Origin of the sequence: Streptococcus parauberis NCFD 2020 (assembly GCF_000187935.1) — a bacterium.
GTDB lineage: Bacteria > Bacillota > Bacilli > Lactobacillales > Streptococcaceae > Streptococcus > Streptococcus parauberis.
This window is the reverse complement of the sequence record NZ_AEUT02000001.1, coordinates 197881-221615: the sequence shown is the minus strand read 5'-3', so window position 1 is coordinate 221615 and position 23735 is coordinate 197881. Positions and strand designations below refer to the sequence as shown.

21 protein-coding genes, 1 pseudogene and 1 riboswitch are annotated in these 23735 nt (G+C 34.2%); of the genes and pseudogenes, 3 read left to right on the top strand and 19 right to left on the bottom strand.

Annotated elements, in window-relative coordinates; genetic code table 11:
• Position 1: 1 nt before the first annotated feature.
• The 3 genes from SPB_RS01150 to SPB_RS01140 form a co-directional block, all read right to left on the bottom strand.
• A complete protein-coding gene (locus SPB_RS01150; RefSeq protein ID WP_003105693.1) occupies positions 2-1024 on the bottom strand; it encodes a diacylglycerol kinase family lipid kinase in 1023 nt (340 codons plus the stop codon).
• A gap of 11 nt (positions 1025-1035) precedes the next feature.
• A complete protein-coding gene (gene ligA, locus SPB_RS01145) occupies positions 1036-3000 on the bottom strand; it encodes an NAD-dependent DNA ligase LigA (RefSeq protein WP_003104335.1) in 1965 nt (654 codons plus the stop codon).
• Between the two features lie 117 nt (positions 3001-3117).
• Positions 3118-3624: a QueT transporter family protein gene (locus SPB_RS01140; protein WP_003103402.1), complete on the bottom strand. Its 507-nt coding sequence runs from the start codon at positions 3622-3624 to the stop codon at positions 3118-3120.
• Positions 3622-3736, bottom strand: a riboswitch (PreQ1 riboswitch). (Overlaps the previous gene by 3 nt.)
• A gap of 172 nt (positions 3737-3908) precedes the next feature.
• Here SPB_RS01140 and SPB_RS01135 point away from each other — a divergent pair.
• Entirely contained in the window at positions 3909-4505 is a 597-nt protein-coding gene (locus tag SPB_RS01135) for a TMEM175 family protein (RefSeq protein ID WP_003106112.1), read from the top strand.
• A gap of 355 nt (positions 4506-4860) precedes the next feature.
• Here the strand turns inward: SPB_RS01135 and nfsA are convergent, their stop codons facing one another.
• From nfsA to SPB_RS01075, 12 genes are all read right to left on the bottom strand, one after another.
• Positions 4861-5601 carry an oxygen-insensitive NADPH nitroreductase gene (nfsA, locus tag SPB_RS01130; protein ID WP_003105205.1) on the bottom strand — a complete coding sequence of 247 codons (741 nt, stop codon included), beginning with the start codon at positions 5599-5601 and terminating at the stop codon, positions 4861-4863.
• 197 nt (positions 5602-5798) lie between these two features.
• Complete coding sequence (locus tag SPB_RS01125; RefSeq protein ID WP_003102890.1) at positions 5799-6416, bottom strand: V-type ATP synthase subunit D; 618 nt, start codon at positions 6414-6416, stop codon at positions 5799-5801.
• A gap of 39 nt (positions 6417-6455) precedes the next feature.
• The gene (locus tag SPB_RS01120; RefSeq protein WP_003103945.1) at positions 6456-7835 is read right to left on the bottom strand and encodes a V-type ATP synthase subunit B; all 1380 of its coding nucleotides are present in this window, start codon (positions 7833-7835) and stop codon (positions 6456-6458) included.
• Between the two features lies 1 nt (position 7836).
• Entirely contained in the window at positions 7837-9612 is a 1776-nt protein-coding gene (locus SPB_RS01115) for a V-type ATP synthase subunit A (protein WP_003105724.1), read from the bottom strand.
• Between the two features lie 107 nt (positions 9613-9719).
• Entirely contained in the window at positions 9720-10040 is a 321-nt protein-coding gene (locus SPB_RS01110) for a V-type ATP synthase subunit F (protein WP_003104675.1), read from the bottom strand.
• On the bottom strand, positions 10033-11040 hold the full coding sequence (locus tag SPB_RS01105; protein ID WP_003103592.1) for a V-type ATPase subunit: 1008 nt from the start codon (positions 11038-11040) through the stop codon (positions 10033-10035). Before SPB_RS01105 ends, SPB_RS01110 begins: the two co-directional genes overlap by 8 nt.
• Positions 11041-11048: 8 nt before the next feature.
• Complete coding sequence (locus tag SPB_RS01100) at positions 11049-11633, bottom strand: V-type ATP synthase subunit E family protein (protein ID WP_003105512.1); 585 nt, start codon at positions 11631-11633, stop codon at positions 11049-11051.
• A gap of 63 nt (positions 11634-11696) precedes the next feature.
• A complete protein-coding gene (locus SPB_RS01095) occupies positions 11697-12176 on the bottom strand; it encodes a V-type ATP synthase subunit K (RefSeq protein ID WP_003104626.1) in 480 nt (159 codons plus the stop codon).
• Positions 12176-14176 (bottom strand): V-type ATP synthase subunit I, encoded by a 2001-nt coding sequence (locus SPB_RS01090; RefSeq protein ID WP_003103755.1) that lies wholly within the window; start codon positions 14174-14176, stop codon positions 12176-12178. The genes SPB_RS01095 and SPB_RS01090 overlap by 1 nt, the downstream gene beginning before the upstream one ends.
• A complete protein-coding gene (locus SPB_RS01085) occupies positions 14166-14489 on the bottom strand; it encodes a hypothetical protein (RefSeq protein WP_003102480.1) in 324 nt (107 codons plus the stop codon). The genes SPB_RS01090 and SPB_RS01085 overlap by 11 nt, the downstream gene beginning before the upstream one ends.
• Positions 14490-14949: 460 nt before the next feature.
• Complete coding sequence (locus SPB_RS01080; protein WP_003103404.1) at positions 14950-15972, bottom strand: PTS sugar transporter subunit IIC; 1023 nt, start codon at positions 15970-15972, stop codon at positions 14950-14952.
• A gap of 36 nt (positions 15973-16008) precedes the next feature.
• Positions 16009-16368, bottom strand: a complete 360-nt coding sequence (locus SPB_RS01075; protein WP_003102474.1) for a RidA family protein — start codon at positions 16366-16368, stop codon at positions 16009-16011.
• A 165-nt stretch (positions 16369-16533) separates the two neighbouring features.
• Between SPB_RS01075 and SPB_RS01070 the strand changes: the two genes are divergently transcribed.
• Positions 16534-17208 (top strand): helix-turn-helix transcriptional regulator, encoded by a 675-nt coding sequence (locus SPB_RS01070; RefSeq protein ID WP_003105103.1) that lies wholly within the window; start codon positions 16534-16536, stop codon positions 17206-17208.
• A gap of 93 nt (positions 17209-17301) precedes the next feature.
• On the opposite strand, the gene SPB_RS01065 is transcribed toward SPB_RS01070, so the two are convergent.
• From SPB_RS01065 to SPB_RS01045, 3 genes and pseudogenes are all read right to left on the bottom strand, one after another.
• The gene (locus SPB_RS01065) at positions 17302-18492 is read right to left on the bottom strand and encodes an acetyl-CoA C-acetyltransferase (protein WP_003104257.1); all 1191 of its coding nucleotides are present in this window, start codon (positions 18490-18492) and stop codon (positions 17302-17304) included.
• A gap of 555 nt (positions 18493-19047) precedes the next feature.
• Positions 19048-19688: pseudogene (locus tag SPB_RS11420) on the bottom strand (TIGR00366 family protein); the annotation flags it as partial.
• Positions 19689-20092: 404 nt separating this feature from the next.
• On the bottom strand, positions 20093-21004 hold the full coding sequence (locus tag SPB_RS01045) for a hypothetical protein (protein WP_003103873.1): 912 nt from the start codon (positions 21002-21004) through the stop codon (positions 20093-20095).
• 318 nt (positions 21005-21322) lie between these two features.
• Here SPB_RS01045 and SPB_RS01040 point away from each other — a divergent pair, with 318 nt between their 5' ends.
• Positions 21323-21760, top strand: a complete 438-nt coding sequence (locus SPB_RS01040) for a hypothetical protein (RefSeq protein ID WP_003104530.1) — start codon at positions 21323-21325, stop codon at positions 21758-21760.
• Between the two features lie 647 nt (positions 21761-22407).
• Here SPB_RS01040 and eno read toward each other — a convergent pair.
• The gene (gene eno, locus SPB_RS01035; protein ID WP_003104921.1) at positions 22408-23715 is read right to left on the bottom strand and encodes a surface-displayed alpha-enolase; all 1308 of its coding nucleotides are present in this window, start codon (positions 23713-23715) and stop codon (positions 22408-22410) included.
• Positions 23716-23735 lie beyond the last annotated feature (20 nt).

Below are 23735 nucleotides of genomic sequence, written 5' to 3'. Positions count from 1 at the left end.
ATTATTCCCCTAATTCACCTTCTAAGTCTTCAACTTCATGGGCAAATTTTTGAGCAATTTCTTCAATTTCTGGTTCATCAGCAATTACACTATAAGCATCATTTGATATTAAATCGGTATCAGCAAAAAATGTAATATGATTCTTCAAGTTTATTAGCTTAAGAGGGGCGTCACCACCGTATTCCCCATCGAGATTGATCATCATTCGTTTATCCGATTTTGGTTGGATATCTACTTTACTAGTTTTAATATATTCTATTCGTCTATCTTTTAAATGTTTACCACCATCAATAACTAAACGTAACAAGTGTACAATTTCAAATAGGTTAGCTGTTTTGACCAGGATTAATGTAAATTTTCCATCATCCAATTTAGCATCAGGAGCAATCATTTCAAAACCACCAACTGAATTTGTAATTGCAGCAAATATCATGGACACATTGCCTTCAAAGACACCATCGTCATAGGTTATTTTAACTGGTACATTACTAACTCGAGGAAGTAATTCTACTCCTTTTGCTAAGTATGCAAGATAACCAAACATGGTTTTTAATTGACTTGGAACACTATAGGTTAATTCCGTTAAACTACCTGCAGCAGCAATATTGATGAAATATACATCTTCTCTTGCTTGTCCAATATCCATTTTTATGGTTTGGTTTTTACCAATTAATTTAGCTGCTTGAATTGGGTTTGCTCGTGGAATTTTCAATGCTCTAGCAAAGTCATTTGTTGTCCCTGTTGGAATGATGGCCATCATTGGACGTTTTTTCAAAGGAGCAATTCCGCTAACAACTTCATTAATTGTGCCATCACCACCAGCTGCAATTATTAAGTCAAATCCTACTTCACCAGCTCTTCTAGCTTCATTTTGTGCTGAATGCTTCGCTGCAGTTGTTTGAAACGCAGATGTTTCATAGCCAAACCCTTCCAAAATATTAAGAACATCAGCCACATTTTTTTTCATAATTTCTTGGCCTGATGTAGGATTATAAATTAGTCTAGCTTTTTTTCTTTTTTTCATTTTTTCTCCATTTATGACAAATTCACTAGCCAGTCTTCATCCTCAATTCTAATTCCGAGAGTACTGGCTTTGTCTAATTTTGACCCAGCATCACTTCCAGCGACTAATAGGTCTGTTTTTTTTGAAACACTTGAGGTAACTTTTGCCCCAAGAGATTCTAATTTTGCTTTGGCTTCATTCCTAGTCAATTGTTCTAGTTTTCCTGTTAAAACAACTGTCATACCAAACAATTTTGCTGTTTTATCAATTTTCTTACCTAAATAAGAAAGATTTAATCCAGCACTTTTTAATTCTGACAGTAATAATTGGGCTTCGGCTTTTTCAAAGTATCGAGCGATGGATTTGGCAATCACTGTGCCTAATCCATCTATCTGACTTATTTCTTCTTGGTTGGCCTCAACTAGCGATTCGATATCACCAAATTCTTCCAATAATATACGGCTGGCTTTAGCACCGACATGCCGAATTCCTAAACCAAACAATAGTTTATCAGCTGAATTTTTCTTTGAATTAGTTATCGCTGTTAATAATTTTTCGGCAGACTTTTCTTTAATACCTTCTAAAGCTAATAATTGTTCAAGATTTAATTTATAAATATCAGCTACATCATGAATTAGGTTTGCTGAATAGAGCTTCTCGACAATTGCGGGACCCAAGCCAGAAATATTCATTGCATTTCGGCTAGCAAAATGTTCTAAACTTCTTTGAATTAAATTTGGACATAGTGGATTGATACATCTTAAGGCCACTTCATCCTCAAAATGAATCAATTCACTCTGACAAGACGGACATAGACTGGGAATCGGCATTGGTTCAGAATCATCTCGACGTTTATCTGTAACGACCCGTAAAACTGCAGGTATTATATCTCCTGCTTTATAGACAATTACTGTATCTCCAATTCGAATATCTTTATGTTCGATGTAATCGACATTATGCAAGGTTGCTCGACTTACTGTCGTCCCTGCCAATTTAACCGGTGTTAAATTGGCTGTTGGCGTTACAACACCTGTTCGACCTACTGTCCAATCGACTGATCGAATTTCTGCTTCTTTTTCTTCAGCTTGAAACTTATAAGCAACAGCCCATCTTGGTGCTTTGATGGTAAAGCCCAACTCTTCTTGCATTGCTAGACTGTTTACTTTAATAACAATCCCATCAATATCATAAGATAATTGGTCTCGTTCAATTTCAATTGCTTGAATAAAGTCCCAAATCTCATCCATAGATTGCGTGATAAGGCGACGTGGGTTAACTGAGAAGCCTAAGTTGTCTAACTTTTCTAGAACTAACTCTTGACTTAATTCATCTGTGGGGCTAGCTTCTTGATATAGGAAGCTTGCTAACTCTCTCTTAGCAACAATTGATGTATCTAACTGACGTAATGTTCCAGCTGCCGCATTCCTTGGATTGGCAAACTCAGTTTCACCATTTTCTTGCCGTTCTAAGTTAATTTGTTGGAAAGATTTCCGTGACATATATGCTTCACCACGGACAGTAATATCAATTGCTTGATCTAACTGGTGAGGAATATCTTTAATCCGTTTGATATTCTCTGTAATGTTTTCACCAATACTACCATCACCACGTGTTGCTCCTGTGACTAACTTACCTTCTTGATAATTAAGGGAAATTGATAAGCCATCTATTTTCAATTCTGCTACATACTCAGCACTTGGAAATTCTGCTTTAACTCGTCGGTCAAATGAGTACAACTCTTCCGGTGAAAAGGCATCCTGTAAACTATAGAGCGGATATGCGTGTTGATATTTTTCGAAACCTGTTAAAACTAGTCCACCGACTGCTTGTGTTGGACTATCTTTTAAAGCATATTCGGGATATTCTTCTTCTAATTGAACCAACTCATGATATAGCCTATCGTAGTCTTGGTCACTAACACTCGGACTATCATTGGTATAGTACTCCAGACGGTATTGGTTTAATAAATCCGTTAATTCTTTTATTCGTTTTTCCATAATCTTATTTTATCATAATTCACCTAATTTGCTAGGTTCTATACTTACTATGAAAAAAAGTAACTTCACTTGTAGTGAAGTTACTTTGTTTATAGGACAAATTTAGTAACTGATTCTTTAAACAGTCAAATCAACCTGTTTTGACAATTTATCAATAATGATTGAACCAATAATTAAAGATACAAATTCTCCTAGGGCTGTCGTAAACCATGTTAGGAATAATGGTGAACCAAAGAAACTCAGTTCAATAGCTACTGTAATCATTGATAGTGCAAAAAAGATTGAAAAATAAAGAAAAGCTTTATTTAACATCCCATTAAATAAATAATCTGATTTATATTTCTTGAATAAGTAGACTCCTAAGCTAACAAATACTAAGGTTGAACCTCCTCCAATAAATACATCAATTAAACCAAAACTGTAAAAATTAGCAATCATACAGCCGATTGTTACAGCAATAATGTACTTTTTATTGTAAAAAGCTAAAAAGTTCATCATTTCAGAAACGCGAAATTGATACATTCCATAAGAGATTGCGTTGAGTGGCGGGGTAATCGTTAAAACGACATATAAAGCTGCAACTAATGCAATTTGGACATAATCACGTACTGTAAAATTTTTCATAAGATTCTCCTTTGGCGTAAAATAAAGATACTTCTTTATCTCGCGTATAATATGCTTGGTGAAAGGAACTTAAGCACCAAGGGTTGCACGGCAACTCAATTATTATAGCATAAAAAGATTAGGAAATGAAACTTTCCAAAAAAATTGCAAGACTTTGGTCTATTATCAAATAATGGTAATGGAAAGCAAAGTTATGTTAAAATAAGTGTTGTACATTAAAGTGTGTCTAAATTTAATGAAAATGCAAATTTTTATTAAATTTATAGAATTGATAGGAAATCCTCATGCAAAGTTCTCGTTTAGAAGCATTTAGTGACGCTATATTAGCAATTGTAATTACAATTATGGTTTTACAATTTCAAATGCCAAAAGGTCCCCGCATATATGATTTACTTCCCTTATTACCAAAACTGTTGGCATATACCTTAAGTTATTTCTTTGTTATCCTATATTGGATTAACCATCACCATATCCTCTTAAGCGTTAAATTGGTTAATGCGAAAATCATTTGGGCAAATGTTATCTGGTTATTCTTTATGTCATTTATTCCTTTTACTACTTCATGGGTTAGTAAGTACCACATGTATCGTATGCCTTCAATGGTTTATGGAATACTTTTACTTTTTACAGGAATGTCTTATGTCTTTTTACAAAAAGAAATCTATAACATGACAGATGAAAAAGACCAATTAGGTCAAACAATTGGTCAAGATAAAAAAGGGACTCTGTCATTAGCACTTTGTTCTATTGGAATCATCTTAAGTTTTTTCTCTTCTCATCTAGCCATGGCATGCTACTTATTAACAGCCATTTTCTGGTTTGTCCAAGGCAAAGTTTTTTCAAAAGTAATTACAACTACTCAAACGGATACAGATGAATAGTTAACAAACTTCCTATTCTTGATTCCAATTATGCTCTCAATTGAAGAATTGGGAGCTTTTTAAAACCAAACGTAACTTATAAAAAGCTATACTATGTTAAAATAAACAAAGTTTAATCTGATTAACCAAAAAATTGTAGCAAGCAGTCTAATCAAAATAGAGTTGCAACAGGCAATTGGCAATGACAGTAAAGGGATTCTTTCAATAGTTTTTTACAGTTCAGGAATTTTACTTAGTTACTTTTCACCAACCCTAACAATTGCTTGTTATGTCATTACAGCAATTATGTGGTTTATCCCAGACCGTCGTTTTGCGGCTGTCCTAAATAAAAAAATAGAGCACCTTCGGATGCTCTTTAATGTTTGTCTAAACCTCGTTGTTTTAGATAATCTTTCATAAATGGGCGTGGCGAATTAATTAGTGTTTTAAAAGCCGTGTCAGACCATGTTCTTTGCATTTTACCGTTGGACCGTTTCAAGTAATAGTCCTCACTAATTTTTTCATAAGCTAAGGTGCTAGTTAAGGTCTCATTGGGATATTCATTTCGATGGTGAATGGCATCCGCAGGAAAGCGAGGTTTGGTCTCATATTTAATTGCTGGGTAACCAACAACTAATCCGAAAACAGGAAAGACATAATCTGGCAGGTCAAGAAGCTCTGAGATTGCTTCAATACCATCTCTAACACCACCAATATAACAAACACCCATACCCAATGATTCAGCTGCTATTGTCATGTTTTGAGCTGCTAGACTAGCATCAATTGCCCCGACCATTAAAGCATCTACTCCACCAATTGTTTCTTCTATGGCAATCTCTTTTTCTTTAGCAAAATCATGATGTCGCTTAAAATCACCACAAAAAATAAAAAAGTGACCTGCTTCCAAAATAAATGGCTGTAGTTTTCCAACTTTCACCAATTCTTTTAATAACTTTGGATCATCTATACTCATGATCGAATAGGCTTGTAAGAAACTGGCTGAAGAGGCCGCCTGTGCCGCTTCAACAAGCACCTCAATCTCCTTTTCAGACAATTTTTGGTCTATAAAGTTTCTTACAGAAACATGGTCTAATATAGTGTGGATTGTTTGATTCATATATCTTTACTTTCTACTTTTTCTATTAAATGATAAGCAATAGTAAGCCTGCTACAAACATAAAATAACTGTCATTCTGACTCTATCAGTAATTGCAGACAATGTCAATTCATGAGAATTTATTAAACAATTTTGTGTACAAAAAGACTTGAATCTTGATCCAAGTCTTTTTATTGTTCAAATAAGAGAGATTATACTTATTTCACCTTCATAATACGTACTAAATTAGAACGTTCTGCTTCTTCAAGTTTTAATTCAATATAATGAATTGTCTCTTCCAACTGAGGAATAATTGCATATTCCAGACCATTAACTCTTCGACGAGTCTTTTCAATTTCATCAGCCATCAATTGGCAGACCTTTTCCACCTCAGCCAGTCTTAGTAAACTTTCCATCAGTGATTCCATCTGTTCGATGGTTCGATCCATTTCACTATTTGAACTTAAGAAGCTATATGTAAATTCTCTTTGAGAATTATCAATCTCTTCTTTTATGTGAAATTTGGGCACGTGGACGCTCATAATATTTTCTTCTTCAATAAAAAGGTTTGCTTGTCGAACTGGTAGAGCAAATAATTCCTCAACCATGGCGTCACTTTCAACTGATTTAGCCAAGACAAATTCCTGCATAGTGCCTTGCAGACTGTCCTCGACTGTCTTCCGAAGACTATCATTTTCTCTTATCAAAGCAATAAAACGACGCATGAGTTCATCTCGTTTATCTTTTAATAACTTATGACCTCTTTTAGCGGTTTTCAGTCTTTTTTTTAAGTTATTTAATTCCATGCGCGTCGGTTTAACATTTAATCTAACCATCTGTGATAAACCTTTCTGTCACTGCGTTATAGCTAAATCTTACTCTTTACCAAGATATTGATCCAACATATCATCTTTAATCCGCTTTAATTCGGTCCTTGGCAGAATAGCTAATAACTTCCAACTGAGATTTAAGCTTTCTTCAATACTTCGATTATTATAGAAACCTTGATTGATATATTCCTTTTCAAAACGATTTGTAAAGTCTACATAAAGTTTATCAGTATCAGACAAGGCTGATTCTCCAAGGACAACAGCTAATTCTTTAGCTTGTTTTCCTTGAGCATAAGCGGCAAACAATTGATTCATTGTTGCAGCATGGTCTACTCTAGTTTTCCCTTCACCTGAACCCTTGTCTTTCAAACGTGATAAGGATGGCAAAATATTTATTGGAGGTCTAAAACCACTATTATACAATTCATGAGATAAAATGATTTGACCTTCTGTAATGTAACCCGTTAAATCTGGGATAGGATGGGTAATATCATCTTCAGGCATGGTTAAAATTGGAATTTGGGTTACAGAGCCTTTTTTTCCAACTAATCTTCCAGCGCGTTCATAAAGTGTTGATAAATTGGTATAAAGATATCCTGGATAACCACGTCGACCAGGAACTTCTCGTCTAGCAGCTGAAATCTCTCGAAGTGCCTCGCAATAGTTAGTCATGTCAGTCATAATAACCAAAACGTGCATATCTTTTTCGTAAGCTAAATATTCTGCGGTTGTTAGAGCTATTCGTGGTGTTGCTATCCGTTCAATTGCTGGGTCATTAGCTAAATTCATAAATAAGACTGACCGGTCAATTGCCCCTGTTTCACGGAGATCATTCATGAAGAATTCTGCCTCTTCAAATGTGATGCCCATGGCTGCAAAGACAACAGCAAAATTATCATCGGCGTTTAATACAGTTGCTTGTCTGGCAATCTGCGCAGCTAATTCATTATGAGGAAGCCCAGAACCTGAGAAAACTGGTAATTTCTGTCCGCGGACAAGTGTATTCAGATGGTCGATGGCTGAGATTCCTGTTTGAATAAATTCATCAGGATAATCACGCGCCACGGGATTTATTGCTTGCCCATCAATATCTAAATATTTTTCAGGTAGCAAATCAGGTCCCCCATCAATCGGTTTCCCCATGCCATCAAAAATCCGCCCAATCATATCCTCTGAAACGGCAACTTCCAGTGGATGTCCTGTAAATCTAACCTTAGTTTTGGCAAGATTAATCCCACTAGAACCTTCAAATAATTGAACCATGGCCTTATCCTCATGAACCTCTAAGACTTGTCCTTGGCGCTTTTGACCATCATGCATACTGATTTCGACTAGCTCATTATAGTGGACGCCTGAAACTTGGTCCACAATCATTAGAGGACCAACCACTTCACTGACTGTTCGATATTCTTTTATAGCTGTCATATTAGAGTCCTCCTTTCTCAATGATACTTTGAATGTCTACTTTTATTTGCTCACTGATGGCACTTATTTGTTCAAGTTCAGTTTCAGCAATATATTTGCTTCTAGCCAATCTATCACGATTGGTAACAGTCCCATCCATAATCTCAGTAAAATAAGCGCCCAATGCTAAGGCTCTCTGTGCTTCTTTTTGGAAGGTAAGGATATTTGTTAACATAGCATCTTGCTTTTTGAATGATGTGAATGTATCAACTGTATCAAATGCATTCTGCTGTAAAAAATCTTCTCGAATTTGGCGGGCAACTGCCATTGTTAATTTATCTTGTTCAGATAATGAATCTAAACCAACCAAACGCACAATTTCTTCTAAACTTGCTTCTTCTTGCAGTGTATTCATAGCACTGGTCACTTTTTCAGACCAATTTGTATTTTCCTTCTTACTAATCACTTTTGCTAATTCATCTTTATATAAGGAGTAAGAATTCAACCAATTGATTGCCGGAAAATGGCGACGTTGAGCCAGTGGTGCATCAAGACCCCAAAAGACTTTAACAATCCGCAATGTATTTTGCGTAACTGGCTCAGAAATATCCCCTCCTGGAGGTGAGACAGCTCCAATAGCCGTAATTGAACCTTCACGTCCATCAGTTCCTAAAACTTGAAAACGTCCTGCACGTTCATAATACTCAGCAATCCGACTACCTAAATATGCAGGATAACCTTCATCACCAGGCATTTCTTCTAAACGGCCTGACATTTCCCGAAGCGCCTCAGCCCATCGAGATGTTGAATCTGCCATAATAGCCACTGAATAACCCATATCTCTAAAATATTCAGCAATTGTTATCCCTGTATAAATCGAAGCTTCACGCGCAGCTACCGGCATATTCGATGTATTCGCTATTAATACTGTCCGTTCCATAATTGATTGACCTGTATTGGGATCAATTAATTCTGGAAACTCATTTAATACATCGGTCATCTCATTACCACGCTCACCACAACCTACATAGATAACAATATCGACATTAGCAAATTTTGCAATCTGATGCTGTACGACTGTTTTTCCTGCACCAAATGGTCCTGGAACAGCTGCAGCTCCTCCTTTTGCCACTGGGAAAAAGGTGTCGATGACACGTTGACCTGTAATCAGTGGTTCAACTGGAATTAATTTTTTAGCAACAGGACGTCCTTTACGGACAGGCCATTTTTGCATTAAACTTCCTTTGTATATACTACCATCAGCTTGTTTAATTTGATATACACATTCATCAACAGTGAACTGACCTGATGAAATGGCAATCAACTTACCTGAAACCTGGTTTGGAACCATGATACGATGTTCAATAACTTTTGTTTCTTGAACACAACCTAGTATATCACCTGGGTTAACCTCACTGCCAATTTCTATACTAGCATCAAATGACCACTTTGCTTCACGATCTAAGCTTGGAACTTCAGCTCCACGAATTAAAAAGTTACTTTTGGTAACTGATTTGAAACGATCGAGTGGTCTTTGGATACCATCAAACATTTCTGAAAGTAATCCTGGACCTAATTCTACTGACAAAGGTTGGCCAGTTGATGAAACTGGTTCACCAGGACCTATCCCAGAAGTTTCCTCATATACTTGAATAGAAGCCTGATCTTTTCTCATTTCAATGATTTCACCAATTAGTCCTAAACGACCTACTCGACAAATATCTTGAATATTAGCTTCTTCCATTCCAGAGGCCACAACTAATGGTCCTGAAACTTTTATAATTTTTCCTTGACTCAAGTTTGTCTCCTTTAAAATCTATCTTTAAATATGCATTTATTTAATCTACTTACTGACAATCTCAATTAATTAAAAATTGGCTATTCATATAATGTATCTTAAAATGCTTATAATATATTTTGCCCAACTGCTCTTTCCACTCTTTCTTCCAAAAATTGCCGACCTAGTTTTGCCTTACCTTTGAAGTTTGGAATTAAGATAATGGCTGGCATAATTTGATTGTCATAGAAAGCAATGGTATCAGGTATTTTTTCTGCAATATCTTCTGTAATATAAATGATGCCAAAATTATCCATGGCTAATTGACGGAGAGTATTTACTGCTTCTTCCGCACTAACAACAGGATAAGTGAAAAAACCAATAATTTGAAAAGGTAGAATGGCATCCCGATTTCCTATGACACCAATTTTATAAGTTGTATTATTCATAAATAGGTCTCATTCTTTCTTTAACAAGTTCAATTGGCAAATCATTGACAAGTGCCGAGATTAAGAGTCTGAAATTTTTAATCTCAAACTCCAGTCCTAAAAGATATCTTAAAAGCTGATAAGGACCATCTGCATTATATTTTCCACTTTCAAAAGCACTAAATAAGAGTTGATCAACTAGCCTTTCAAGTTCTGGCAGGGTTAATTTATCATTAACTAAAGCAGTCTGAGCCTCTTTAAATTGCAACGAAAACACATCCGGATTTAATTGATTAAACCAAGTGGATACTTCCTTGCCCTCGGCTAGATCAAGATAAGTACTCAGGCCTAAATGACCTTGATCACTTATCAATTGTTTCATAAAGCCTTGATTTTTGTGTAAAGCCTCAGCACGTTTAACTGTTATTAGGTTGTAAAATTGAATGATAAGACTTGTTGCTTGATAAATTTTCTGGTCGTCTAACTGCTCAGCAATTCGCTTAAGGTGTTTAAAGTAAGCCAAATCACAGCCAACTTCTAAGACCCTGTAATCCTGATAGTTTAGGTGTTCTTGCCAAATAGCAGCTACCTCATTTACCAAATGGTCAGGTAAAACATCTGAGGATAGAGTTCTTACCAGATGGTCTAAATGACTCAAAGAAACTTTTCCAATCGGGATAAGGAGCTTACTCAAATCTTGCTTGCTAGCCTTTTCTTTCAGGAGAACCTTCAAATTATGATAGAGATAAGGGAGAGCTAAAACTTCCACAACCTCACCCGAAGGAGACTCTTGAAAAGCCCATTGATAAGCAACAATTAATTTAGACATCAGCGCCTTTTCGACAAGATCCAAATTCTCAAAATTTTCAACTTTAATGGCGTAACCTTTCTCCTGCATAAGATTAATAATTGTCTCTTTATTCGGATTTAAAAGGATTTTTTGGAATTGCTGAGCTGAAATCATTTCTTTTTCTTTAACTGCAATCGTCGTATTGATTTGGGCGAATTGTTCTTTTTCCATAACGCCTCCTATCGATCACTAAATAATTGATTTGAAATCTCCGCGCATTCACTTTTAAAAAGGGAGTTTACTAGAAGACTGTACAAGTATGTATAATCAACCTTGTCCATCGAAATAACAAACCCAGCTTCTCCATCAATAAAATCTTTTGAAAATTGACAATTAGGGTATGTTTCTTCAAATTTTCGAAAATCATCCTGATTAAATTTTTGAGCGGTGATTTGCCCAAAAGTTACCTGACAGCTTTCGGTTTGGTATTTTGTCAGAATTTGATCCATAAATGATAATTCTTCACCTTTTTCCCAATTTTCCATTTTGGACAAAGCCCCATTAAATAAAGATTTTAATACCTCTTGCTTAATGGCTAAGCTAGATTGCCGTTCTTGATTACGTAATTGTTGCATCTGGACCTGATAGCCACGGTCAAGCTCTTTTAACTGAATCAATTTTGATTCTTTTTTTTCAACAATTACTTTTTCTTTTTCCAAATCGAATTGTTGATCGATAGCTAGCAAGTCTTTATCTAGTTGAGCCTGCCCTTCCTGATAAGCTTTTTCAAGAACACTAGCTTTTAAATTTTCAATAGCAGTCATTAACCTGTACTCCTTTCAAGCCTTCTTTCAGTTCTTGTATTATTTTCATAAAAGTTAGGCCTATTAACCAACACGAAGAGTTAAAATGAAGGAAATAACAAAGGCTAAAATAGCATAGGTTTCAACCATAGCTGCCAAAATGGCACCTTTCATAAAGTCCTCTGGACGTTTGGCAAGAATTTGCATTGCTGAAACAGAAACATTACCTTGGTGTTTAGCTGAAAAATAACCAACAATTGCTACTGGAAGTGCTACAAAGAAATAAGCTACTCCTTTTTCTAGAGACAAATCTGGTGTTAATTGCAACCAAATCAAGATACCAATAACAAATCCATACAAACCTTGTGTACCTGGTAAAAGCTGTAATATTAAAGCTGAGGCAAATTTTTCTGGCTCTTCTTTTAAAAGCGCTGCTGCAGCTTGTCCTGCCTTACCAACCCCATGGGCTGACCCCATACCACTCAAACTGACCGCGATAGCAATTCCCATAGCTGCAAAAAAAGCGCCCCCGTGAGTTGCAAAATATGATGCTAAGTTTTCCATTATTTTTCCTCCAATTGTTCTTCTCTATTAATTTTAAGATACTTTTCTGAATATTTAAGTGGTTGAAAAGCCTGCCCGCCACCTTGATAAAATTTACCAAAAAATTCTACAAACATTAATCTTGCCCCGTGAACATATCCTGACAAGAGTGATAAAAAGATATTTATAGCATGCAATAAGATAAATAGGATAATCCCAATGGTAAATCTACCGACTGGAGGAAAAATCCCAACAATTAAATTAAATGCAGAACCAATGCTCGCCCCTGATAATCCTAGCGCCATCAGTCTGGTAAAAGAAACCAAATCTCCAATATAGGAGCTGATATTATAAAGATTATACAGGCCTGAACCAATCCCTTTTAGGCTCTTAGCTTTAACAACAGCCACAATCACAATACCAATGGCATTAATTATTGCTAACCATTTACCTATAATTAATAAACCAACAAATTTTGGTATTGCTAAACCTATTGCAATCAATAGTAAGCCGATTAAGATGAAACACCAAGCAAATCCTGAACGATAGGCTTCACCGTAATCTTTCATTTTTACTTCTTGTAAACCACCCAATACCAGTCCAACTATGACTGTGATGAATCCGAATATAACGGATAATATCAATATTGACATGACATCAGTTTGAGTGGATAATATTGCAAAAGGAAGATTGAAGCCAAAAAACGAGCCATAAATCAGACCCCAAAGTGAAACAGCAAGTCCTAAGATATTGAAAAATGATAAAAAACGTTTTTGTTTTTCTTGCAATGAAAAGAGTTTCAAAGCTAAGAAAGTAGCTACAAACAAGAGTAAGCCGTAACCTAAATCCGCTACCATCATTCCAAAGAAGGTAAAGTAAAATGGTGTTAAAAATGGGGTTGGATCTTTTTCATTGTATTTTGGTAAAGCATACATCTCCGTAATCAATTCAAATGGACTAATTAGTGGATGATTCTTAAGTTTAATTGGTACTTTTTCCCAATCTGCCTCTGTAACTTCTTGGTCATCAATCATAATAGCTTGACCAAATTTTTTAGTGAGGACTTCTTTAACTCTAGCTATTGACTGAGTTTCACTCCATCCTTGGATTGTCACCAAGTGGCTAGTACTAGCCATTTTAGATTTTGATTGATGAAGATTATAAGTATCAATAACAGCATCAGTAGCTATTTGTAATTGCAGTAATTCCTGCCCAGAAGTTCCTAATTGACTTTCTAAGGCAATTTTCTCTTTTTCTAGTTTTGCAAGATTGTCATTATTAATTTTTATTACTTCCTCAGGCAATTTTGATTCCTGATAGTCGAGAGAGATAAAATGGTATTCCTCAAGATTAACCTCATCTTCCTTATTCCAAAAAAGTAACAATCCAATTTCAGTTTCATCATGAAATATCTCTTCACAAACCATTTGCGAATTCTTTTTTAACTGCTCATAAATTTTGCCATCAGCAGTATTTGGTATTGTGCCGATTGCTCCTTGAAGAAATTGGTATTGACTAAGTTGGATGGGTAAGGTTTTCAGTGGAAGCCATTTAGAGAGACTTGCATTTAATGCTTTCAACTCAGATATCTTTTTGTTAACATTCTCTAACTTATTGATTCTTTGCGTTAATAGTTCTTGGACTAAACTAAATCTTTTATCAGCATCCTCTGCAAATAATTGTTCTAGCGAGACAGTTTGCTTCCCTTTTTTTAATGCTGAAATTTTACTTTCTTTAGGTAAAAAGTTTGAAAGAGAGGCTATTAATTTTTCTAGCTCTGCTTGCCTTGTTTGTAATACATGCAAATAATCATGTTCACTAATCGGACTTTCACCCATCAAATTATTAGTCTTAACTTGAGGAATTGTAACCTCTTGACTTTCGAAAGCGCTTTTCCAAGAATCTAACTGACTGATATCTCTTATTTCAACCGACTCCAATTCTTGCAGTGTCACTAGTAAATCATCTAAAATCTCTTTATTAAATAGAAAAGAAATTTTTCTCATTTGACTAATAGCCATAGGTACTTACCACCTTGTCTACTATTTGATTGATAATGGTTTCTTTATTATCCTTCATAATAGCTTCAGCTTTTTCTTTATTCATTTCTTGAGTATTTAGCACTTTGCTTTCCAGAAGTTTCAGCTGATTGATTAAGTCAAATTCTTTTTCTGTTAAAGCATTTTGAATTTCGACATCATAGGTAGCTTTCAACTTTGTAATCTCTTCATTTTTTTGAATTTTGTAGTCTTTTTTCTTTTGTAAAAAGCTATCGCTGATTGCTTTTGCTTCAGCTTCAATGCTTGTCATTTCTGTCAAAATTGATTGAGACATAGATTTCTCCTTTCTTACAAGACTTCAATTTAAAATTCACCAATTAAATTTAAGTAAGAATTTATTTTTGATATGCCATTCAAAAAAATTAAAAACCCAAATTTTAGGGAAATCTGGCAGACTCATTCTGCCATGCGATATCCCATAAAGTTTGGATCACTGATCATCTCAAAAATTTGGTTCAAACTCATTTGGGAGCTTGTAAAGACAAGCCAATTATTCACGCACTTAATCCTTACATAAATTGTATAAAATTATACTATTTATTTGTTTCGTTTTTAGTTGACCTGACACTGTCTAAAATTCTTTGTCTTGTACGATATTTATAAGTATACAATACTCCTTTTTTCTAAAAAAAGTAAGCTTTTGCATATTAAGTTGTATATTTTTTTATTTTTTTGATTAACTTAATATCCGGTTTAAGTCTTCATTAATATTTTAATTGATAAGCTTTCTGCTCTTAATGATCCATAGCTTGTAATTCTTGTTTTGTAATTACTTTGAAGTTTTTAAAGACAACGCCACCTAAGTAACCTGCTAGTAGACTTAAGATGATGCAGCCCACTGCTGTAATTAAAACCTTTACCATCGGGTTATATGCAAACATAACTGCAAATCCTGCAATCGGAGTGGCTGTTCCTGGCGTGTCATTTACAAGCCTCATCAAAGCAATTAACACACCACATGCTGCTCCGCCAAAGAAGTTGGTTACATATATTGGAATAGGATTAGCTGAAGTTACATCGGCCTGAGTCAAAGGTTCAATCGCAAATGCGATATTGTCTTTTCTTTCACCAAGCTTAAGTTTATAAAATAGGACACCGTTCATAAATGAAGAACCAAATACTGATAAGGCACCAATAGCCATTGGAATACCAGTGAGTCCTAGCATAGCTGTCAAAGCCATTGAAGATAATGGAGCTGTTGCTACGACAACAATTGTTCCTCCAAGTATAATCCCCATAATTATTGGAGAACTTTGGGCAGTTGAAGTTAAGATTTCACCAATTGTTAAAAGTGTTTTATCAACTATTGGAGAAATTACTTTAGCAATAAGTCTTGTCATTGGTGCAGCAAAAACAATAATTGAAATTAAATCTAAACCACCGGGAATTTTTCTCTCCATCCATTTAACAACAAATGACATTAAATAACCAGCTATAAAACCTGGTAAAATTCCAAAACTAGTTACTGATAGACCAATTAACACTGCATAACCTGGTGTTACACCTACTGCAATAGCAACTAAAATAGCTGCTGCCACACCTCCCATTGATCCATTAGCAGCACCAACTTCACTTAGGAACTTAAATCCTAAAACTTGTCCAAAAAAAGAGTCTTGAAATACTTCTACTAAAAATGAAGCACAAGCTGCTGCCGCAAGCGCACCCATTGCTTTAGTACCATGAGGTGCTTTATAGTTAAAAAGAGAAAATAATGCTAAAACGAGTAAAAGAAGACCTGTACCAATAATAATGTCCATAAAAGATTTTCCACCATTCTTTAATAAAATTTTTTATTATAATAATTTTGCACATGCCTCTATACAGATAGAAGCATCATATGGGAATGCAGCCACTTGAACAACTGTTCGTGTGGGATAAGGCTTTTCAAATAAATGCAACATGATTTCATTTAAATGATTAAATTGTGATATATCATTTAAATATATCGTTAGTTTAAAAATTGCATTCAAATCAAGATTATTTTCTTGTAGAATACCTTTAATATTTGTGAAGGCTTGTCGACACTGCTCTCTAAAATCACTGGATACATTACCAGTTTCTGGATTAACTGGTAATTGACTAGAAAGATATAGGACATCCCCTTCAATTCTGGAAATAGAATATGGCCCAATTGGATTGGGATACTCACTCATAAATGAACCTCCTTTTTGATATAAATAAATTTTACATGAAATCGGATACATAGTCAATAAAAATTTATCATTTTAATAATTTTTTATTATCACGATAACTATTGTTTGTCTTTTAGGAGGAAATATATTACTATATAAGTAACAGAGCTGTAAAGGAAAATCAACATGAAAAGTGAACAATTAAATCATTGGAAAACTGTTATTGCATTTTTAAGTGGTGTTTTAGGAAAAAATTATGAAATTATTCTTCATGTGATTGATGAAGATGATATTTATATTGGTGAGATTGTCAATAATCATATTAGTGGTCGAACAAAGAATTCCCCTCTTACTACTTTTGCTTTAGATTTGATAAATAAAAAGGTTTATTTAGAAAAGGACTATGTTACAAATTATAAAGCAATTGTTAGCCCTGAAAATAAGGAAGTCCGTGGATCAACTTATTTTATAAAAAATGATCAGGGACATTTAGAAGGTATGTTATGTATTAATTTGGACATTTCCGCTTATAAAAATATAGCTGCAAATGTTTTATCATTGGCTAATTTAGACCTAGGTCAACTGATTCCTGATTTAACTCAAAAAGCAACGACTATGACCCAAGAAGAAACAGTTGAAGTTTTATCTAACAATATCCAAGATATTATTAGTGAAATTATTGACCCTTCACTTATTAATCAAAACATTCAATTAAGTCAAGATGTCAAAATTGAAATTGTAACTAAATTATCTGAAAAAGGTGTCTTCCAACTCAAAGGAGCTGTTTCCAAGGTTGCTGAGATATTAAAAATCTCTGAACCTAGTGTTTATCGTTATCTAAAAAAAGTTGAAATGGATTGATTACGAATACTTAAAAGAAAAAGACTTCTAATAGTTTAGAAGTCTTTTTAATATCTATTGTAACCCAAAAATTAGCAAGACATAATATGATTTTTATTTAGATTTTTGAACAATAACAGCTTGTCCCTGACCACCGCCGATACATAAAGTTGCAAGTCCATATTCTACATCACGTTTATTCATTTCGGAAATCAAGGTCACTAAGATACGTGCACCAGAAGCCCCAATTGGGTGCCCAAGGGCAATTGCTCCGCCGTTAACATTGATTTTTTCTGGATCAAGATTTAATTCTTTTGCAACTGCAAGAGATTGCGATGCGAAAGCCTCATTTGCTTCAATCAAATCAATTTGTTCCATTTTTAAATTCGCTTTACTTAGAGCTTTGCGACTAGCAGGGATTGGACCACATCCCATTAGACTTGGTTCTACACCCGCACTAGCTGAGCTCAGAATGGTCGCTAAAATAGGCAAGCCTAACTGTTCAGCTTTTTCTCGACTCATAAGTAATAAAGCTGCAGCACCATCATTGATACCAGATGCATTACCTGCAGTTACAGTACCATCTTCCTTAAGGAAAGAAGGACGTAATTTTGCTAACTTTTCAAGACTACTATCTGTTCTTGGGTACTCGTCCTGATCAACTATCAGATCCTCTCCACGACGTTGAGGAACTCTTACTGGAACTATTTCTTCATTAAAACGGTTTGATTCAATAGCTACTTTTGCTTTAAGTTGACTATTTAAAGCAAATTGATCCTGCTCCTCTCTACTTATATTGTACTGTCGAGCAATATTTTCAGCAGTAATTCCCATGTGGTAGTTATTAAAAGCATCACTCAGACCATCTGAAATCATGGTGTCAACGACCTTGGATTCGCCCATTCGTGAGCCCCATCTTTGGTTAGTAATGACATATGGAGCCTGGCTCATATTCTCTGTACCACCAACTATAACAACCTCAGCATCACCAGAAAGAATTTTTAGGGCACCTAATTCCACGGACTTTAATCCAGAACCACAAACCATATCTAAGGTAAAGGCTGGCGTGGTAACAGGCAATCCGGCATAAATTGCAATCTGTCTTGCAACATTTTGTCCTAATCCTGCATGTAGGACATTTCCAAAAATAACTTCTTCCACTAAACCAGGAGCAATTTTTGTATCTTGTAAAATTTTCTCAACTACTGTCGTACCTAAATCTACGGCTGAAACAGTTTTAAAGGCACCTCCAAAGTTTCCAATTGGGGTTCTTAAAGCTGAAACGACAACTACTTCATTTGACATATATACTCCTTTTTCCTATTAATGAAACGCTTATATTTATATTATGTAATTATTGGTATTAATTATGGCTATAGTTTGGTTATAAAAGATATCACAAAAATTTATTAAAGATAAGGTGTTTACGAACATTATCAAACTAATCTATTTTATAAAAATTGTTATTTGAAATTATAACTTAACCAAGGCCACTGCCAGGTGTCACAACTCACAACCTGCCCTTAGTAATTATATAAAAACAATTGAATTTGAGGAAGACATAACCCTTTTTTTCGGAAAAAAGGTAGATTAGTTGGTTTAGCCAGTATTGGGGAAAGATTTTATGAAAATGCAAAACTAGTCATTTCATCTCACGAACAATTAACAGCTTTTTAAGGATTGCTTCTAAGAAATACAAAGAACAAACCACATTTGGTATATCTGAATTGATCTCTGGTATTGTCTTTTCTGAACTAATTCCTTTATTAATCGAAAATATCCCAGATATTAAGTTTACCATAATTAAAGTCGGATCATATGAATTGCAGAAGAAATTAATTTTGAAAGAAGTTAATAAAGAGTACCAGAGTTTAAACTTTTTTGATAAATCACTTCATCAAGTTCAATGATTTTACTGTTCTCCTTTGGATGAGCAAAAGAGGCAAAGCAAATAGGAATCACCATGCATACCACAAAAAAAGCTGATAAAAGGTAAATTGAGAACTGAGTCAGTTAGAGGAACAATATCTAGAACCAAATTTTTATAGGATTTTGCAACCCTATTTTTTAAGTAATTGGGAGTTGCATCATATAAAACGGCAGCTCCTCCCGACATCCCAAAGAATAGGGTTGAGACAAACAACCTTATTCCCCTAAAAACGAGCTTGTACAAGTAATTCCTTACCAAGAACAATAGCAACCATCATTTTCAAGCCCCAATGTAAAAATCCCAAAATAGAGCTCACAAGAACGGAGAAAATGATAATCTGTGTACTTGTAATCGGAACTTTCGCCAGTGCTTTAAGAAATAACTGGACAGATGGTGAGCTGGCAACAGCATTTCCTGTTACTAACAAAATAGTCATTTGCATTGCAAAAAATAAGAAACCCGAGAAATCATTTACCCAACCAATGGTAATTCCACCCGCCTTCTTATCACTTATTAAAGGTGCTTTAGTCAATGCCATCATAACAACTAAAAAAGTTAATATAAAAGTTATGAGTCACTCAAGAAGTGAAAAGTTATCATGCTTTGCTATTTCAATCATTACTTAATAATAAAACCGTTCTCATATTTTTGAAAATTTCAGTATCTTATTCATTCTATACTTCATAGTTATGAAAATATATTCCTGTATTAAATAAACAAAAAAAGCACTAATTCTAAAATTAGTGCTTTTCAAATTATCTAAGATAATCTAAATCAAATAGTTAAATTATTTTTTTAGGTTATCTACCTATTAAATAACACTTCAAAATATCACATTTTACAGATTGTTAATATCACTTTTTATACCACTAGAAATTTGGAATAACTAATTATCAAAAACTTAGTTGGTAACAAAAAAGGTAACAATTTTATGAGTTCAGCAGGCAAGAAAAGGCACATTGATTTGTGCCTCTTTTATGTTATGTTTTTATAAGTTAATTCTTTTAATTCACTATGCTTATTTTTTATTTCAAAAGGAATTACTCTTTGATCAAGATTTAATACCTTTTCATATATTTTTAAGGTCGGTACAATATTATCAAAGTTTTCTGACTTATGCTCTGAGTACTTTTTATAAGAATTTTGTATATTATTTTCCCACCAAATTTCTACTAAATTTGTCTCATAAAACTCTAGTCCAAATTCACCTCTTACAAAATCAAGTATATGCTTTGATAAACCAGTATCGAACAATTCAGAAAATACAATTAATTTATTTGAAATTTCATGGATTTCTATTGAAAATTTATAGTATTCCAAGTACAAAGCTTCTATTTGGGGTAAATTTTTTTTAAAATACAAATGAAATAACTCTTTATTTTGATTGCTACGCAAATCAGTTTGTAGTTCTGTCATTCTGATTGTGAGTGGCTTGAAGCCATTTTCAGTGATCTCCTTAACTCGTAATAATAAATTATTCACCTCTTGCACTTTTTCTAAGTAGTATTCTATCTCAATTTTTTTAAATTCAAAAATCTGCTGTTTATTGAATTGCTCGGTTTGTACTTCTATTTGAGTTTGAAATTGTAGCTTTGCCATTTCTTGCTGATCCTTGAATTGAATATTAGAAGATTCAAGTTGTTGATTTAATTGATTTTCTTGAGTCTCTATTTGAGTTTTCATTATATTCTCAGCCTGTTTAGACTGTTTAAAAAAGACATACAAAGTTATGCATGCAGCTACTGCAGCACCAAAGAAACTTGAAAAAAATTCTCGAGAGAAGACTGCTTTTGTCATTAAAACTGTAGTTTCTTTTGAAAATTTAAACCTTGAAATAAATAATATAATAATTATTGCTGTTAATCTCCAGTAATTTCGTTTTTTCATATTTAAAATTTGTCCTTAATATTTTTAAAAGCACCCAGTTATCTGGATGCATTAACACAATAGTCAGGATTCGAATCGGCATCCCATCAATAAAGGGGCAATCTCTATATACTACTCTTGTGTTAAATAATAGTCAGACGGATTTGCATCGCCATATCATCATAACATGATGCGTCATCCATATTAGACCACTGCCCTATTATCTATATTATATCACTAATATCAAGTACCATATCTAGAAAACACAAGAACTAATTTAACATATGGAAATTTCAATCATATTTATTGTGATATAATTAATAAAAAAGGATATAATATATGACAATCGAATTGCTTATCGGAAGTTTAACATTACTAGTTGCAATACTGACTCTAATATACTCAATAAAAGAAAATAGGATTCTTATCGAAATTGTTAATTCAGTATACCTCTTTTTCGATGATCAATATCAAAATCTATTAATGTTTGATATTTTAAACTATTCAACATCTGGTATAAAACTTTTAGGTCTTGAAATTACTAATGCAAATAATAGAAAACCAGTTACATATTTGATTGACTATAAAGAAGATAGTCCTGTGACCAGTAATGTTTTATCTGACGATAATTTTCCAAGAATTCTACTACCTAATGATAGAACCTCATTCTCATTCTATCTAACAGAGAGAATAGAACAACTAGAATTTAAATTGACATTTGATAAACGTATCAGTCTATTTTCTAAAACTAAAAATATCAAAGTTACCATAAAATAAAAATTAAATAATCAAAATAATACACATATTTATAAAGCACCTATCATTTGATAAGTGCTTTTTATAATAGATTGATCGGATTTCAACCGATATCTTGATAATGACATCTGCATCCCGTTTATTGCAAAAGTAACAGATGAAACTTAATACAAACCAGTTCAATCAGCTCTTTCGAGTATTATGCCATACCATATTCTCACTCTTAAACTACTCATCTATTAATAATATAATAGCAGATTTTGAGATATTTCAAAAGTACATACAAAACATTTTTATATAAATTAAAAATCTATTCATCATCAAGTTATTTATCTGTATTATTTCTCCATCTTTCTATTGATAAACGCAGTAAAAATTGATTTACTGGATGATCAGCTGGAAGCATCAATGCATTTTTTTCGAACTCATCTGATGAGAATTTTGTTTGTTATGTTAAAACAGTCCCATCTTTCAATTTTGATCCTGCCGGTAAAATAGTAATAATGTTAAATTTGGTATGTGTCATAACTTACCTCCAATATATTTAATAATTACTTGATTATCTTATTTCATTGAAATAAATGCAACAAAAAAAGAAAAAGCATCCTAGGTCAGTTCCCTAGAATGCTTTAAAATCAATGTTTCAGAACACTAATCAAATAATTAGATTATTTTTTTAGGTTATAGAATGATTTGATACCTTTGTATTGAGCAACTTCACCAAGTTGATCTTCGATACGAAGTAATTGGTTGTATTTAGCAATACGGTCAGTACGTGATAATGAACCAGTTTTGATTTGTCCAGCGTTAGTTGCAACTGCGATGTCAGCGATTGTTGAATCTTCAGTTTCACCTGAACGGTGAGATACAACTGCAGTGAATCCAGCTTCTTTAGCCATTTCAATAGCTTCAAAAGTTTCTGTCAAAGTACCGATTTGGTTAACTTTGATAAGGATTGAGTTAGCAGCTTCTTCTTTGATACCACGAGCTAAGTATTCAGTGTTTGTAACGAAGAAGTCGTCACCAACTAATTGAACACGTCCGCCTAGGCGTTCAGTAAGAGCTTTCCAACCATCCCAGTCATTTTCATCCATACCATCTTCGATAGTAATGATTGGGTATTTGTTAACTAATTCTTCAAGGTAATCAATTTGTTCTGCAGAAGTACGAACTGCTCCGCCTTCTCCTTCAAATTTAGCGTAGTCGTATACTTTACGTTCTTTATCATAGAATTCAGATGACGCACAGTCAAAACCAATCATGATTCCGTTTTCGCCAGCTTCATATCCAGCAGCTTCGATAGCTTTAAGGATAGTTTCTACACCATCTTCAGTGCCATCAAATTTAGGTGCGAATCCACCTTCGTCACCAACAGCTGTTTCAAGACCACGTTCTTTAAGGATTTTCTTAAGAGCATGGAATACTTCAGCACCCCAACGTAGAGCTTCTTTAAATGTTGTAGCACCTACAGGCATGATCATGAATTCTTGGAAAGCGATTGGAGCATCTGAGTGAGATCCACCATTGATGATGTTCATCATTGGAGTTGGAAGTACTTTAGTGTTAAATCCGCCAAGATAGTTGTAAAGAGGTACTTCAAGGTAGTCTGCAGCAGCACGAGCTACGGCAATAGAAACACCAAGAATAGCGTTAGCACCTAATTTACCTTTGTTAGGAGTTCCGTCAAGAGCGATCATAGCACGGTCGATAGCTTGTTGATCACGTACATCAAAACCGATGATAGCTTCAGCGATAATGTTGTTTACGTTGTCAACTGCTTTTTCAGTTCCTAATCCGTTATAACGAGATTTGTCACCGTCACGTAGTTCAACTGCTTCATGTTCACCAGTTGATGCTCCTGAAGGAACCATTCCACGTCCGAAAGCACCTGATTCAGTATAAACTTCTACTTCAAGTGTTGGGTTACCGCGTGAGTCTAAGACTTCGCGAGCGTAAACATCAGTAATAATTGACATTATAATACTCTCCTTATGAG